The organism is Pseudomonas sp. IPO3774, from assembly GCF_013386835.1.
In the GTDB taxonomy this organism is placed as follows: domain Bacteria; phylum Pseudomonadota; class Gammaproteobacteria; order Pseudomonadales; family Pseudomonadaceae; genus Aquipseudomonas.
Map to the genome: position 1 here is coordinate 46,509 of NZ_JACAQY010000013.1, position 14,694 is coordinate 61,202.

General features: G+C 63.3%; 12 protein-coding genes. 4 read left to right on the forward strand and 8 right to left on the reverse strand.

The genetic code is table 11. The annotated features are described in order from the left end of the window. Window positions 1-211: 211 nt before the first annotated feature. Window positions 212-1,603, forward strand: coding sequence for an L-cystine transporter (locus tag HYE77_RS06190; protein ID WP_003213804.1), 1,392 nt, complete (start codon window positions 212-214; stop codon window positions 1,601-1,603). A 94-nt stretch (window positions 1,604-1,697) separates the two neighbouring features. Here the strand turns inward: HYE77_RS06190 and HYE77_RS06195 are convergent, their stop codons facing one another. Continuing rightward, the gene (locus HYE77_RS06195; RefSeq protein WP_177054915.1) at window positions 1,698-2,210 is read right to left on the reverse strand and encodes a dihydrofolate reductase; all 513 of its coding nucleotides are present in this window, start codon (window positions 2,208-2,210) and stop codon (window positions 1,698-1,700) included. A 90-nt stretch (window positions 2,211-2,300) separates the two neighbouring features. On the opposite strand from HYE77_RS06195, the gene HYE77_RS06200 reads away from it, so the two are divergent. Further along, a complete protein-coding gene (locus HYE77_RS06200; protein ID WP_177068565.1) occupies window positions 2,301-3,680 on the forward strand; it encodes a DUF2868 domain-containing protein in 1,380 nt (459 codons plus the stop codon). Next, the gene (locus HYE77_RS06205; RefSeq protein WP_003213808.1) at window positions 3,673-5,046 is read left to right on the forward strand and encodes a DUF3482 domain-containing protein; all 1,374 of its coding nucleotides are present in this window, start codon (window positions 3,673-3,675) and stop codon (window positions 5,044-5,046) included. Before HYE77_RS06200 ends, HYE77_RS06205 begins: the two co-directional genes overlap by 8 nt. Here HYE77_RS06205 and HYE77_RS06210 read toward each other — a convergent pair. The 7 genes from HYE77_RS06210 to HYE77_RS06240 all read right to left on the reverse strand — a co-directional run bounded on the left by HYE77_RS06210 (window position 5,043) and on the right by HYE77_RS06240 (window position 14,053). Beyond that, window positions 5,043-5,597 (reverse strand): phosphonate degradation HD-domain oxygenase, encoded by a 555-nt coding sequence (locus HYE77_RS06210; protein ID WP_177068566.1) that lies wholly within the window; start codon window positions 5,595-5,597, stop codon window positions 5,043-5,045. The genes HYE77_RS06205 and HYE77_RS06210 overlap by 4 nt on opposite strands. Beyond that, window positions 5,597-6,721, reverse strand: a complete 1,125-nt coding sequence (locus HYE77_RS06215) for a TIGR03364 family FAD-dependent oxidoreductase (RefSeq protein WP_177068567.1) — start codon at window positions 6,719-6,721, stop codon at window positions 5,597-5,599. The genes HYE77_RS06210 and HYE77_RS06215 overlap by 1 nt, the downstream gene beginning before the upstream one ends. A gap of 125 nt (window positions 6,722-6,846) precedes the next feature. Then, window positions 6,847-7,863, reverse strand: coding sequence for a putative 2-aminoethylphosphonate ABC transporter substrate-binding protein (locus HYE77_RS06220; RefSeq protein ID WP_177068568.1), 1,017 nt, complete (start codon window positions 7,861-7,863; stop codon window positions 6,847-6,849). Between the two features lie 23 nt (window positions 7,864-7,886). Continuing rightward, a complete protein-coding gene (locus HYE77_RS06225) occupies window positions 7,887-9,611 on the reverse strand; it encodes a putative 2-aminoethylphosphonate ABC transporter permease subunit (RefSeq protein WP_003213812.1) in 1,725 nt (574 codons plus the stop codon). Between the two features lies 1 nt (window position 9,612). Beyond that, window positions 9,613-10,677 carry a putative 2-aminoethylphosphonate ABC transporter ATP-binding protein gene (locus HYE77_RS06230; protein WP_023659299.1) on the reverse strand — a complete coding sequence of 355 codons (1,065 nt, stop codon included), beginning with the start codon at window positions 10,675-10,677 and terminating at the stop codon, window positions 9,613-9,615. Between the two features lie 225 nt (window positions 10,678-10,902). Then, window positions 10,903-11,766: a LysR family transcriptional regulator gene (locus HYE77_RS06235; protein WP_008438952.1), complete on the reverse strand. Its 864-nt coding sequence runs from the start codon at window positions 11,764-11,766 to the stop codon at window positions 10,903-10,905. 16 nt (window positions 11,767-11,782) lie between these two features. Beyond that, window positions 11,783-14,053, reverse strand: a complete 2,271-nt coding sequence (locus HYE77_RS06240; RefSeq protein ID WP_177028028.1) for a heavy metal translocating P-type ATPase — start codon at window positions 14,051-14,053, stop codon at window positions 11,783-11,785. Between the two features lie 85 nt (window positions 14,054-14,138). Between HYE77_RS06240 and cadR the strand changes: the two genes are divergently transcribed. Then, window positions 14,139-14,588, forward strand: a complete 450-nt coding sequence (gene cadR, locus HYE77_RS06245; protein WP_017476559.1) for a Cd(II)/Pb(II)-responsive transcriptional regulator — start codon at window positions 14,139-14,141, stop codon at window positions 14,586-14,588. Window positions 14,589-14,694 lie beyond the last annotated feature (106 nt).

Below are 14,694 nucleotides of genomic sequence, written 5' to 3' on the forward strand. Positions count from 1 at the left end.
ACGCTAACAAATCTGTATGACAGTTATCGCCCGAGCGCGACCGCTTTCGTCGTGATCGCGCCAATGCCATACGCCTGCGCGTCATTCGCTTATTCCAAAAACGACAGTCACCATGCGATAACGTTATTAAATCAATATATTTCAAGCTGTTAGGCTTGCCGGTTCGCAATCGCAGGCTCCTGCGATTGGCTGCCTTCTCAACGGAGCTTCAATGAATCTGCCCCTGATTCTCAACTTACTGGTGTTCGTGGCCCTGCTGCTGGGCCTGGCACAAACCCGTCGAACCAACTGGAGCCTCGCCAAGAAGGTCTTGTTTGCGTTGGTACTCGGCGTGATCTTCGGTGTGGTGCTGCACGCGATCTACGGTGCCGGCAACCCGGTGCTCAAGGCCTCGATCGGCTGGTTCGACCTGGTCGGCAACGGTTACGTGCAGTTGCTGCAAATGATCGTGATCCCGCTGGTGTTCGCCTCGATCCTCAGCGCCGTGGCCCGTCTGCATAACGCCTCGTCCCTGGGCAAGATCAGCTTCCTGACCATCGGCACGCTGCTGTTCACCACGGCGATTGCGGCGCTGATCGGTATCGGCCTGACCAACCTGTTCGGCCTCACCGCCGAAGGCCTGGTGGCCGGCACCCAGGAAATGGCGCGCCTGCAAGTGATCCAGAGTGATTACGCGGGCAAGGTCGCCGACCTGAATATCCCGCAACTGCTGCTGTCGTTCATCCCGCAGAACCCGTTCGCCGACCTGGCCCGGGCCAAGCCGACGTCGATCATCAGTGTGGTGATCTTCGCTGCATTCCTTGGGGTTGCCGCGCTGCAACTGCTCAAGGATGACGTGGAAAAAGGCCAGAAAGTCCTCAACGCCATCGACACCCTGCAAGCCTGGGTGATGCGCCTGGTGCGCCTGGTGATGAAGCTGACCCCGTACGGCGTATTGGCGCTGATGACCAAAGTGGTCGCCAGTTCCAACCTGCAAGACATCATCAAGCTCGGCAGTTTTGTGGTGGTGTCGTACCTGGCCCTGGGCCTGATGTTTGTGGTGCATGGCCTGCTGCTGTCGCTGGCCGGGATCAACCCGCTGCGGTTCTTCCGCAAGGTCTGGCCGGTGCTGACGTTCGCCTTCACCAGCCGCTCCAGCGCCGCGAGCATTCCGCTGAGCATTGAAGCGCAGACCCGTCGTTTGGGGATCCCGCAGTCCATCGCCGGCTTTGCCGCCTCGTTTGGCGCGACGATTGGCCAGAACGGTTGTGCCGGCCTTTATCCGGCGATGCTGGCGGTGATGGTTGCGCCGACCGTGGGTATCAACCCGCTGGACCCGCTGTGGATCGCGACCCTGGTGGCGATTGTGACCTTGAGTTCGGCCGGTGTGGCGGGCGTGGGCGGCGGTGCGACGTTTGCCGCGCTGATCGTGCTGCCGGCGATGGGCTTGCCGGTGTCACTGGTGGCGCTGCTGATTTCGGTTGAGCCGCTGATCGACATGGGCCGTACGGCATTGAACGTGAACGGTTCGATGACGGCGGGGGCGATTACCAGCCAGATCATGCAGCAGACGGATAAAGAGCTGTTGAATGCGGATGAGCATGCGGAATTGGCGCAGGCCTGACAGACCGCTATCGCAGGCAAGCCAGCTCCCACATTGAACCGGTTTTTTCAGTAATACTCGGTCAACTGTGGGAGCTGGCTTGCCTGCGATGCTCTTAGGCTTTTTCCCAGACTTCGAAGTTATACGCCGGCTTGTCACCCTCAGCCGCATTCTCGACATTCGACACCAGCTTCCACTGGTTCAAATCAAACTCGGGAAACCACGCATCGCCTTTTGGGCTCAACGCCACCCGCGTCAAATACAGGCGATCCGCCTGCTCCAGCCCCTGGGCATACAACTGCGCGCCGCCGATCAGCATCAGCTCATCCACGCCCTGCGCCTTGGCCCATTCCTCAGCCCGCTCCACGGCCGCGTCCAGTGACGGAAAAACTTCCGCACCTTCCAGCGCCAGATCGGTCTGACGGCTGACCACAATGTTCAACCGGCCCGGCAACGGTCGCCCCAGGGAATCCCAGGTCTTGCGCCCCATGATGATCGGCTTGCCCAAGGTGGTGGCCTTGAAATATTTGAAATCCCCCGGCAAATGCCAGGGCATGCTGTTGTCGACGCCGATCACACGGTTTTCACCGAGGGCTGCGATCAGGCTTAAAGGGAGAGTTTTTTTCATGGCGACGAGAATACCAGAGCCGCGCGCGGCATACCCCAACCGGCGTTCCAGCGGTTATGCTCCAGATTCACTGGCTCAACAGGACGGCGCGTGACAGCTCTGACCCCCCTGCAAACACTCTGGCTGACCGAGACCGTGCGCCTGCGCGAGGAACACGCGGGCGCCCTGGAAGACCAGGAAGCCAATCGCCTGGCCCGCAGCGCCGGCGGCGATTTGCCCACGCGCATTCAAAACCGCGCGCTGTGGCTGGCCGAACGCGATGGCCTGACCGCCGCCCTGACCCGCTGGCTGCAAGGCGCGCGCCTGGCGCTGATCCTGCTGGTGGCAGTCGCCATTATCAGCGGCGCCGGCCTGGCGTTTGCCGCGCTGGGCAACGGGTTGGCGCCGGTCAATGTGTTCTGGGCCCTGGGCAGCCTGCTGGGTTTGAACCTGATCCTGTTGTTGAGCTGGGCCCTGGGCCTGCTGTTTGCCGGCGAACACGGCGCCAGTCTTGGCCGCCTGTGGTTATGGCTCAGCGAAAAACTCGCCCGCGACGCCAAGGCCGCGCAACTGGCGCCCGCCCTGCTGCTGTTGCTGCAACGGCGCAAGCTCAATCGCTGGGCCGTCGGTGTGCTGGTCAACAGCCTGTGGCTGCTGGCCCTGCTCAGCGCCCTGGTGATCCTGCTGACGCTGTTGGCCACCCGGCGCTACGGCTTTGTGTGGGAAACCACCATCCTGCGCGCCGACACCTTTGTCGCCGTGACCCAAACCCTCGGCGCCCTGCCCGCCTTGCTCGGCTTCAACGTGCCCACTGTCGAGATGATCCGCGCCAGCGGCGATGCCGCCTTGAATATCGAAAGCGCCCGCCAGGCCTGGGCCGCCTGGCTGGTGGGCGTGCTGCTGGTGTACGGCATCCTGCCGCGGCTGATCCTTGCGTTGCTGTGCCTGTGGCGTTGGAAACGTGGGCGCGCCGCCTTGAGCCTCGACCTCAACCTGCCCGGCTACAGCCAACTGCGTGAACGGCTGATGCCCAGCAGCGAACGGCTTGGGGTCAATGATGCGGCGCCCGAACAATTGCACCACGTGACCGGCGGCGTCAGTGAACTGGAAAGCAACGGCGCCCTGCTGCTGGCCATCGAGCTGGACGACCAGCGCCCATGGCCGCCGAAGCTCCCGGCCAGTGTCAAGGACGCCGGCATCCTCGACAGCCGTGAATCCCGCAACAAGCTGCTGGAGCAACTCACCCGCTTCCCGCCCGCGCGCCTGGCCATCGCCTGCGACCCACGCCGCTCGCCGGATCGCGGCAGCCTTGCGCTGATTGCCGAACTGGCCCGCAGCGCCACCGCCACTCGGGTCTGGCTGCTGCAAGCGCCCGCCGGCCAAGCCCTGGATGCTGAGCGCCTGGGTGATTGGCACACGGCCTTGCAACAACTGGAGATACCGTTCGCCGATTGCGCGCCGCTCACCTGGCTGGAGACCGGTCATGACTAAGCCCCTGAAACTTGCGGTGGTCGGCCACACCAACGTCGGCAAGACCTCGTTGCTGCGCACGCTCACGCGAGACGTCGGCTTTGGTGAAGTCTCCCATCGTCCCAGCACCACCCGGCATGTCGAAGGTGCGCGCTTGTCGGTGGACGGCGAAGCCTTGCTGGAGCTGTACGACACGCCGGGCCTGGAAGATGCCATCGCCCTGCTCGATTACCTCGAACGCCTGGACCGCCCCGGCGAACGCCTCGACGGCCCGGCACGGCTGGCGCGTTTTCTGGAAGGCAGCGAGGCCCGGCAACGCTTCGAACAGGAAGCCAAGGTGCTGCGCCAACTGCTCGCCTCCGACGCCGGGCTGTATGTGATAGACGCCCGGGAGCCGGTGCTGGCCAAGTACCGCGATGAGCTGCAAGTGCTGGCCAGCTGTGGCAAGCCGTTGCTGCCGGTGCTCAATTTTGTCAGCAGCGCCGACCACCGCGAGCCGGACTGGCGCGAAGCCCTCGCCCGCCTCGGCCTGCACGCGCTGGTGCGTTTCGACAGCGTGGCGCCGCCGGAAGACGGCGAGCGCCGGCTCTATGAAAGCCTCGCCCTGCTGCTGGAAAACTCCCGTGGGCAACTGGAACGGCTGATCCTTGATCAGGAAGCCCAGCGCCAGGCCCGCCAGCAAAGTGCCGCGCGGCTGATCGCCGAACTGCTGATCGACTGCGCCGCCTGCCGCCGCAGCGTGGTCAGCGAAGCCGAGGTAGAACAGCAAGCCATCAGCGAACTGCGCAAAGCCGTGCGCCAGCGCGAACAGCGTTGCGTGGAGGCCTTGCTCAAGTTGTTCGGCTTCCGCCCGCAGGACGCCGCCGCCAGCGATCTACCGCTGCTGGACGGGCGCTGGGGCGATGACCTGTTCAACCCCGAGACCCTCAAGCAACTGGGCGTGCGGGTCGGTGGCGGAATCGCAGCCGGCGCGGCGGCCGGCGCAGGTGTGGATCTACTCGTAGGCGGCCTGACCCTCGGCGCCGCCGCACTCGCCGGTGCCATCGCCGGTGGCGCCCTGCAAACGGCTCGCAGCTATGGCAGCCGCCTGCTGGGCAAGATCAAGGGCCAGCGCGAGCTGACCGTCGACGACAGCGTGCTGCGCCTGTTGGCCCTGCGCCAGCGGCAACTGCTCAAGGCCCTGAACCTGCGGGGCCATGCGGCGATCCACAGCATCAAGGTCGACACGCCACAGGACAAGACCTGGCGCGAAGGCAAATTGCCCGAAGCCCTGAACAAGGCCCGCGCCCATCCGCAATGGTCGTCCCTCAACCCGCACCCCAGGTTGAGCCAGGCCGAACGCCAGGAACAGATCGAAGCCCTGGCCCAGCGCCTGGACGAGACCTAAGCCGCCAACAGTTGCCGGGCCTTGGACTTCAGCACTTCAAGGTCCAGCACCGGCACGTGCATTTCCTTGGCTTGTTCATCCCAGTGACGCATGCGCAGGCTGACGGCACACAACGGGTCCTGCTCAAACGCCCGGGCTTCCTCGGCGGTCATCGCGCCGCCCTGGTAACCCAGGGTGCGGCGGCTGGCCTCGCTCAAGCGTGCGTAATAATCCGGCTGGCTGAAGGTCAGGTAACGCTTGGCCTGCACGTGGTATTCCACCAGTTTTGCCATCCGCTCGCTGAAGCCTGCGCGGCGCAGATAATCGGCGCCCAGCCGTTCATGGCTGACCACACCATAGCCGCCCATATTCTCACCACCTTGGCCGCAGATATGCCCGATATCGTGGAAGAACGCCGCCAGCACCACTTCATCATCGAAGCCTTCAGCCATGGCCAACTGCGCGGCCTGGGACATGTGTTCGATCTGCGAGACCGGCTCGCCGATGTAATCGGCGGTGCCGTGTTGTTCGTACAGGCCGAAGACCTCGGCGATTGCCTGCTCTGCTTTCATCACGCACTCCCCCACAGCTCAGTGATATTGCGCTCGGCCATCGCCGGCCCGACGCTCATGCCCACGCCGGTGTGCATCAACGCCGCGCTCACCCCCGGCGCCGCCCGCGTGAACGAGAACGGCCCCGGCCCACGGGAACCATAGACGCCCTGCCAGCGCTCCACGACCTGGATCTTGCAGCCCAGGGTATGTTCGGCCAGTTCGATCATCCAGTTGTCCACCTGTTCGGCGTTGAACGGTGAAGGATCGCTGCCGTAATGGTGGGAATCCCCGATGATCAGTTCACCATAGGGTGTCGGGCTAATCAGCAGGTGAATACCGTTTTCATGCAGGTGCGGTACATCCCGCAGAATTTCGGCCTGTACCGGCGCGGCTTCCGCCAAGTCGGCGAAGGCGCCGTAGTGCACGCAGCTGAGGCCGGTCAGCAGCGCGTGTTGCAGGTTCAACTCCACCACTGGCCGGGCGCGCAGCATTTGCAGGCGGCAGATTTGCGGGTTGAGTTCGGCAATCTGCTCGGCCAGCAGCGTCTGGTAGTCGTGACCGGAGCAGACAATGATCTGCTCGCCGCGAAAGGAGCCGGCCGTGGTGTGTACCTGGCCGGGCTCGATGTCGCGGACCAGGGTAGAGAAATGAAACTCCACGTTCAGTTCGCGGCTCAGGTAGTTGATCAGCGCCGGGATGGCTTCGCGGGAATACAGTTGTTGATCATCCAGGCCGTGAAGCGCAGCGCGGTGATGGGCGAACTGGCCACCGTACAGCTCGTGCAGGGCGGCGCCTTGCAGCAACTTGACGCGATAACCGTGTTCTTGCGCGCGACCGGCGCAGAAGGCTTCAAGCAAGTGCTCTTCGGCTTCGGTGCGGGCGAACAAATAAGAGCCGTTGCGCTTGAGCTGGATGCCGGCGAGTTGCGCCCACTGGCCCCAGATCTCGCGGCTTTCCCGCGCCAGGTCGAGCATCGGCCCGGGCGGCTGGCCGGTGACCAGTGCCTGGCCGAAGTTGCGCACGGAAGCACCCAGCGGGGTGGCGCTGCGCTCGAAGACCTTGACCTTGAGGCCGCGTTTGGCAGCGGCATAGGCATGGGACAGGCCGAGGATGCCGGCGCCGATGATCAGCAGTTGTGTCATGAAGACCTCTCGTTCCCACGCTCCGCGTGGGAATGCATCCTGTGACGCTCCGCGTCACGACTACAAAAGCGGACGCAGAGCGTCCAGAGCAGCGTTCCCACGCAGAGCGTGGGAACGATCGGTGGTTATTGTTTTTCCGACTTGCCGTCATAGCGCTTGCGCCATTCGGTCAGGATGCTGTCGCGGTTTTTCGACGCCCAGGCAAAGTCATTCTTGATCAACCGCTGCTCGTAGTCCGCCGGCAACTCGGTCTGCGGCTTGGCGATGCCCGGCTGGGCCAGTACCGCGAAGTTTTCCTTGTACAGCTCCATCGCCGCGGGGCTGGCGGAGAAGTCGGCGAGTTTCTGTGCCGCGTCTGCGTGGGCAGTGCCCTTGATCACGGCAGTGGCTTCGATATCCCAGCCCAGGCCTTCTTTCGGCAGGATGATGTCCAGCGGTGCGCCCTGGCGCTTCAGCTGAACGGCCGGGTATTCGAAGGAAATGCCGATCGGGAATTCACCCGAGGCCGCCAGCTTGCACGGCTTGGAACCGGAGTGAACGTACTGGCCGATGTTCTGGTGCAGGTCGTCCATGTACTGCCAGCCCTGCTTCTCGCCGAAGGTCTGCAACCAGGCACTCACATCCAGGAAGCCCGTGCCGGACGAGGCCGGGTTGGGCATCACGATCTTGCCCTTGTACTCAGGCTTGGTCAGGTCCTGCCAGCTCACCGGCTTGCTCAGGCCCTGCTTTTCGGCTTCGACGGTGTTGAAGCAGATGGTCGCAGCCCACACGTCCATGCCGACCCAGGCCGGCGGATTGGCGGCGTCGCGGTAGTTCGTACCGATCTTGCTCAAATCTGCCGGTGCGTAGTTTTGCAGCATGCCCTGCTGATCGAGAATCGCCAGGCTGGAAGCGGCCAGGCCCCAGACCACATCAGCCTGCGGGCGGGCTTTTTCGGCCAGCAGCTTGGCGGTGATGATGCCGGTGGAATCGCGCACCCATTTGATCTCGATGTCCGGGTTAACCTTTTCAAAGGCCTGTTTGTAGGTCTTCAATTGCTCGGCTTCGAGGGCCGTGTACACGGTCAACTCGGTCTTGGCGGCAAAGGCATTCAGGCTGAACGCAGTGAGCACAGCAGCGGCTAACGCCAGGGGCTTGAACATGGTGCAGTTCCTTTATGGGTGAATTATTGGCCGGGCGCGGTTTGGCGCCAGGCCTGGGAGCGGCGCAACAAGCCGCGTGAGGCCCACGCCAGCAGCAAGGACACGCCCGCCGAGGTGAACAGGATCAGGGTCGACATGGCCGCCGCACCGCCGACGTTGCCGGCGTCGTCCATGTTCAGCACGGCGACGGCGGCGAGAATGGTGTCGGGGCTGTAGAGGAAGATCGCGGCGGAGACGGTGGTCATCGCCGAGACGAACAGGTAGCGCACGATGTCCAGCAGCGCCGGCAGGCAGATCGGCACGGTGACCCGCAGGTAATGGCGGTACAGCGGCGCCTTCAGCGACAGCGCGGCGGCTTCGAATTCCGCGTCCAGTTGGCGCAGGGCCGTGGTGGCGGTCATTTGGGCGGTGGTCAAATAGTGAGCAATGGTGCACACCACCAGCAACGTCATGGTGCCGTAGAGCACATGCAGCGGGTTGCCGTTGAGGTTGAAAAAGAACACGTAGCCCAGGCCCAGCACCAACCCCGGCACCGCCATCGGCACGAAGCTGAGCATGCGCAGCGCCAGGTTCAGGCCCTTCTGGCCCCTGGTCTTTTCCATCAGGTAGGCGCCGGTGAAGATCAGCACGCTGCCGATCAACGCGGTGCACAGGGCCATGGTGATGCTGTTGCGGTAGGCCAGCCAGCCGCCGCCGGCCGTGTCTTCGAACTGGTAGTGGGCCAGGGACAGCGACAGGTTGTAGGGCCAGAATTTCACCAGGGATGAGTAGACCGCCATGCCGAACACCAGCAGCAGGATCGCGCAGATCAGCAGGACGATGGCCAGGTAGCAGCCGTCCCGCAGCTTCGACGGTGCCGGCTGGAACACCTGGGCGCGGCCGCTCATGGAGTCGCCATGGCGGCGGCGCAACCAGGCGTCGACACCGAAGCTGAACAGCGCCGGCAGCAGCAGGACCATGCCGATCAAGGCGCCCCGCCCGAATTGCTGCTGGCCGACCACGGCTTTGTAGGCTTCCAGCGCCAGTACTTGATAGTCGCCACCGACTACCACGGGCACGCCAAAGTCGGTGATGGTCAGGGTGAACACCAGGCAAAACGCGGCAAACACGGCCTGGCGCGTCGCCGGCCAGGTGATGCTGCGAAACGCCCGGGCGGGACTCGCGCCCATGCTCGATGCGGCATCGAACAAACGTGCATCCGCCAGGGAAAGCGCCGACAACAGGATCATCAAGGCATGGGGAAAGGTGTAGATCACTTCGCCGAGGACGATGCCCCAGAAGCCATAGATGTTGTCCGACAGCAGCCCGCGCAACATGCCCTGGTTGCCGAACAGGTAGACCAGCGCAATCCCGGGCAACATCGACGGCGCCATCAACGGCAGCAGCGACATGCCGCGCCAGATCGCCTTGCCCGGAATAAGCGTGCGTTGCAAAGCGTAGGCAAACAGATAAGCCAGTGGTACGACGATGGCGGCAACGCTGCCGGAAACCTTCAGGCTGTTACCGAGCAGCCAGTGGAAGTTATCGCTGGTGACCAACTCCCGCGCCGCCACCAGGCCACCGCCCTGCCCGGCTTCACTGCTGAAGCCGCGCCAGAAGATCGCCAGCAGCGGCATCAGCACCGCGACGCCCAGCAGGCACAGCCAGAGCAGCTTGCCGCCGACTACAAAAATACGGTCGCCGAGTTCGGCACGGGAAACCTGACGAGCCACGTTATCGGGTATCGGCAGAGTCATATCGCGGGCCATCTCAGGCAAACACCTGCAGGCTGCGCGGGGGCAGCGCGACCCAGATGTCCTGGGCGCCAAGGCGCGGCATGGCTTCCGGGGCCAATTCGGCCAGCAGCGGATGGCCGGGCAGTTGGTCCAGCTCGAAGCTCATGCGGCAGCGGTTGCCGAGGAAAGTGATCTCGCGGACCTTGGCCGGGAACAGGTTTTCTTCATGCACTGGCGGGTTGACGCTGATGGCTTCCGGGCGGCAGAACAGACGGCCCGATTTCGCGACGCCTGCGTTGTCCGCCAGGCGCATATTCATGCCGCCAACCTGAGCGTGGCTGGCGCTGTTGCGACTGAACGGCAGCCAGTTGCCCTGGCCGACAAACTCGGCCACGAACGGTGTGGCCGGGCGGTCGTAGATTTCCTGGGGCGTGGCGTACTGCTCGACCTTGCCGTTGTTCATCACAGCGATGCGGTCGGCCATCAGCATGGCCTCGTCCTGGTTGTGGGTGACCATCAGGGTGGTGATGCCCAGGCGGCGCTGCAGTTGGCGCAGCTCGGTGCACAGATGCTCGCGCACCCGGGCGTCGAGGGCCGACATGGGTTCGTCCAGCAGCAGCAAGGACGGCGCCGGCGCCAGGGCGCGAGCCAGTGCCACACGCTGTTGTTGGCCGCCGGAAAGTTGGCCGGGGTATTTCTTTTCGCTGCCCACCAGGCCTACGAGTTCCAGCATCTGCCCGACGCGCTTGCGCACTTCATCGCGGCCACTGCCGGTGAGGCCGTAGCCGATGTTCGCTTCGACGGTGAGATTGGGAAACAGCGCGTAGGACTGGAACAGAATGCCGTAGTCCCGAGCCTGGGGTGCCAGTAGGGAAACATCGCGGTCGCCGAGGTACAACTCGCCGCTGTCCTGGCGCTCCAGGCCGGCGATGCAGCGTAGCAAGGTGGTCTTGCCGCAGCCCGACGGGCCCAGCAGGCACACCAGTTCGCCAGCGGCGACGTCCAGGGACACGTTATCCAGCGCGGTGAAGGCGCCGAAGCGTTTCTGTACACCGCGCACCTTCATTGGCGCGCCGGGATTAGTCATGGCTGTGTTCATGGAGGCACCTCATCAAACTGATGAAGGTCATCCTAGGCAGGCAATGCGTCCCTCTTGTGGCAGAAAGGCAAAACGTGGCGATAGTGGTATTGGTGGATTTGGGTTGTGCCAACAGATTGTTCCTACGCTCTGCGTGGGAATACATCCTGTGACGCTCCGCGTCACGACCTTAAGAGCGGACGCGGAGCGTCCAGGCCAGCATTCCCACGCAGAGCGTGGGAACGATCAGAGAGGGGACATTTCCTGCGCCAACCCCAGGAAAGCCGCCGGCAACCGCGCGCCCTTTCGCTCTTTGAGGCAGTACAAATACTCGGGAATCTGCGGTGCATTTTCGATGGTCAGCACGCGCAATTGCGGGTCGTGGGGCACTTCCTGGCGGGCAATGATGCTGATGCCGATATTGCGCAGCACTGCCTCACGGATCGATTCCCGGCTGCCGATCTCCAGCAGCGGCCCGTAACTCACACCGGCGCCCTGCAACATCTCTTCGGTCAATCGACGGGTGGTCGACCCCGGCTCGCGCATCAGCAAGGTATGCCCGGCCAGCGCGGTCAGCGGTACATGTTCAAGTACCGCCAGCGGATGATTGCGATGCACCGCCAGCACCAGCGGGTCCATGCCCAGTACCCGGCGGATCAGGCGCGGGTCTTCAAGCAATTGGGACGAGGCGGCGACGTCGACGCGGTAGTCATCCAGCGCTTCCAGCACCTGCTGGGAGTTGCCGATCTCCACCGAAACCTCGACCTGCGGCAGCCGCTCGCGGAAGGTCTTGACCAGGTCGAGGATGTAATAAGGTGCCGTCGCGGCAATCCTCAAGGCTCCTTGTACCTGGCCACTGTTGCGCAGGAAAAACTCGATGTCCGCTTCCTGCTGCAACAGCGCCTTGACCATCGGCAACAGCCGCGCGCCTTCGTCGCTGACGGTCAGGCGGCGCCCGCCACGGTAGAACAACTCCACCGAGTACTGGCTTTCCAGGTGACGAATCTGGGTGGTCACCGTGGGCTGGCTGAGCCCGAGCTTTTTCGCCGCCTGGGTAATGCTGCCCAGGCGGGCGACCATGTAAAACGCCTTCAGCTCGGCACTCAGCACACCACCCTCTCATCGACTATTTGCGCAGCAGGCGCAGACCATTGAATACCACCAGCAGGCTCACGCCCATGTCGGCGAACACCGCCATCCACATGGTGGCCATCCCAAGGAAGGTCACCGCGAGGAAGATCGCCTTGATCACTAGGGCCAGGGCGATGTTCTGCTTGAGGATACTCGACGTTTGCCGCGACAGCCGAATGAATGCCGGAATCTTGCGCAGGTCGTCGTCCATCAGGGCCACGTCGGCGGTCTCGATGGCGGTATCGGTACCGGCCGCAGCCATGGCAAACCCGATCTCGGAACGGGCCAGCGCCGGGGCGTCGTTGATGCCGTCGCCGACCATGCCGACCCGGTGGCCCTTGGCGTAGAGCGCTTCGATGGCTTGCAGTTTGTCGGTGGGCAACAAGTCGCCCTGGGCCTGGTCGATACCCACCTGATCGGCGATCGCCTTGGCCGTGTGGGTGTTGTCGCCGGTCAGCATCAGGGTCTTGATGCCCAGATCATGCAACTGCTGGATGGCTTCGCGGCTGGTGTCCTTCACGGTGTCGGCCACGGCGAACAGCGCCAGCGGGCCGGACTTGTCCAGCAGCAGGACCACGGACTTGCCTTGTTTTTCCAGGGCGAAGAGCTTCTTCTCCAGGGCCGGCGAGCACAGGTTCAGCTCTTCCACCAGACGGTGGTTGCCCAGGTAATAGACCTCTCCATTGATCTCGCCCTTCACACCGCGCCCGGTCAGGGCCTCGAAGTTATCCACAGTGTGCACGGTGAGGTTTTTGTCCACAGCCGCGTTCGCGATGGCCAGGGACACCGGGTGATCGGAGCGCCCGGCCAGGCTCGCGGCCAGGGCCGGTGCGCTGTCTTCCATGTTCGGGAACAGCGCCAGGTAATCGGTTTGCACCGGTTTGCCGTGGGTGATGGTGCCGGTCTTGTCGAGGGCCAGGTAGTCGAGTTTGTAGCCACCCTCCAGGTACACACCGCCCTTGATCAGGATGCCTTTGCGCGCCGCGGCGGCCAGGCCGCTGACGATGGTCACCGGGGTGGAAATCACCAGCGCACACGGGCAGGCGACGACCAGCAATACCAGCGCACGGTAGATCCAATCAAACCACACGCCTGCCATGAACAGCGGCGGAATCAGCGCCACGCCCAAGGCAAAGATAAACACCGCCGGGGTGTAGACCTTGGCGAAGGTGTCGACAAAACGCTGGGTAGGCGCACGGGCGCCCTGGGCCTGTTCCACGGCGTGGATGATCCGCGCCAGAGTCGAGTTATTGGCGGCGGCGGTGACTTTGTATTCCAGGGAACCGGCCTGGTTGATGGTGCCGGCGAAAACTTTGTCGCCCACGGTCTTTTCAATCGGCAGGCTTTCACCGGTAATCGGCGCCTGGTCGATGGTGGACTGGCCGGAGGTGACTTCACCGTCGAGACCAATACGCTCGCCGGGACGAACCCGCACGATGGCACCCAGTTCGATGATTTTGACATCCTGTTCAACCCAACTGCCGTCGGCCTGACGAACCGTGGCCTGTTCCGGGGTCATCTGCATCAAGCCACTGATGGCATTGCGCGCGCGGTCCAGGGACTTGGCTTCGATCAGTTCGGCCACGGTAAACAGGAACATCACCATCGCGGCTTCCGGCCACTGGCCGATCAGGATCGCGCCGGTCACGGCGATGCTCATCAGGGCGTTGATGTTCAGGTTGAGGTTTTTCAGGGCGATCCAGCCCTTTTTGTAGGTGGTGAGGCCGCCGCTGAAGATCGAGATCAGCGCGACCAGGGCAATCACCCACGTCGGGGCTGCGTTGGTGAAGTGCAGCACTTCAGCACCCAGCGCGCCCACGCCGGACACAGCCAGCGGCCACCAGTGCTTCTTCGCCGGCGGCTCAGCCGGGGCGACGCCTTCTTCGATGGGGTCCGCCTGCATGCCCAGGGACTTGATGGCGTCGATGATCGGCGCGGTCGTCGGCAGGTCGTGAGTGACGCCGAGAATGCGGTTGATCAGGTTGAATTCCAGCTGCTGCACACCCGCAAGCTTGCCCAGTTTGTTCTGGATCAGCGTCTGCTCGGTGGGGCAGTCCATGGCTTCGATGCGGAAGGTGCTCAGCCGCGAGCCCGCTGTCGGGGCTTCGGTCAGCTTCACCAGCGCCGGCGCGGCCTTGCTGGAACAGCAGGAATCGCCATGGCTGCCATGGTCGTGCTTCTGCACAGGTTTGAGCTTGGGGCCGTGATCGTGCGCGTGGTCATGATCATGGTCGTGCTTGTGCGGGGTGTGGATGGAATCGCTCATTCTGTCGCGTCCGTAAAGGTGCCTGTTGCCAAGTAAAGACCCTGTAGCCACTATAGGGTCAAGCATCCTTTTGGAGATTGCTGCGATGAAGATCGGCGAATTGGCAAAATTGACGGATTGCCAGGTGGAAACCATCCGTTATTACGAGAAAGAAGGCCTGCTGCCGCCGCCTGCGCGCAGTGACGGTAATTACCGGCTGTACACCCAGGCGCACACCGAACGGCTGGTGTTTATCCGCAACTGCCGCAGCCTGGACATGACCCTTGAGGAAATTCGCAGCCTGCTGGGCCTGCGTGACAGTCCTCAGGACCAGTGCGAAAGCGTGAATGCATTGATTGACGAGCATATCCACCACGTCAAGGCGCGGATCGACGGGCTGCTGGCGTTGCAGGAACAGTTGCTCGACCTGCGCCAACGCTGCGGCGGCGGGCCGGATCTGGATCAGTGCGGGATTTTGCAGCGGCTGGAAGTCAGCGGGAGTGTCGCGGCCAGCGAGGCTGAGCCATCACATGTGGGCAGAAGCCACGGGCATTGAATGTGTACACAAAAAAATGTGGGAGCGGGCTTGCTCGCGAAAGCGGTGTGTCAGCCACTGAATGTGTTTCTGATACACCGTATTCGCGAGCAAGCCCGCTCCCACA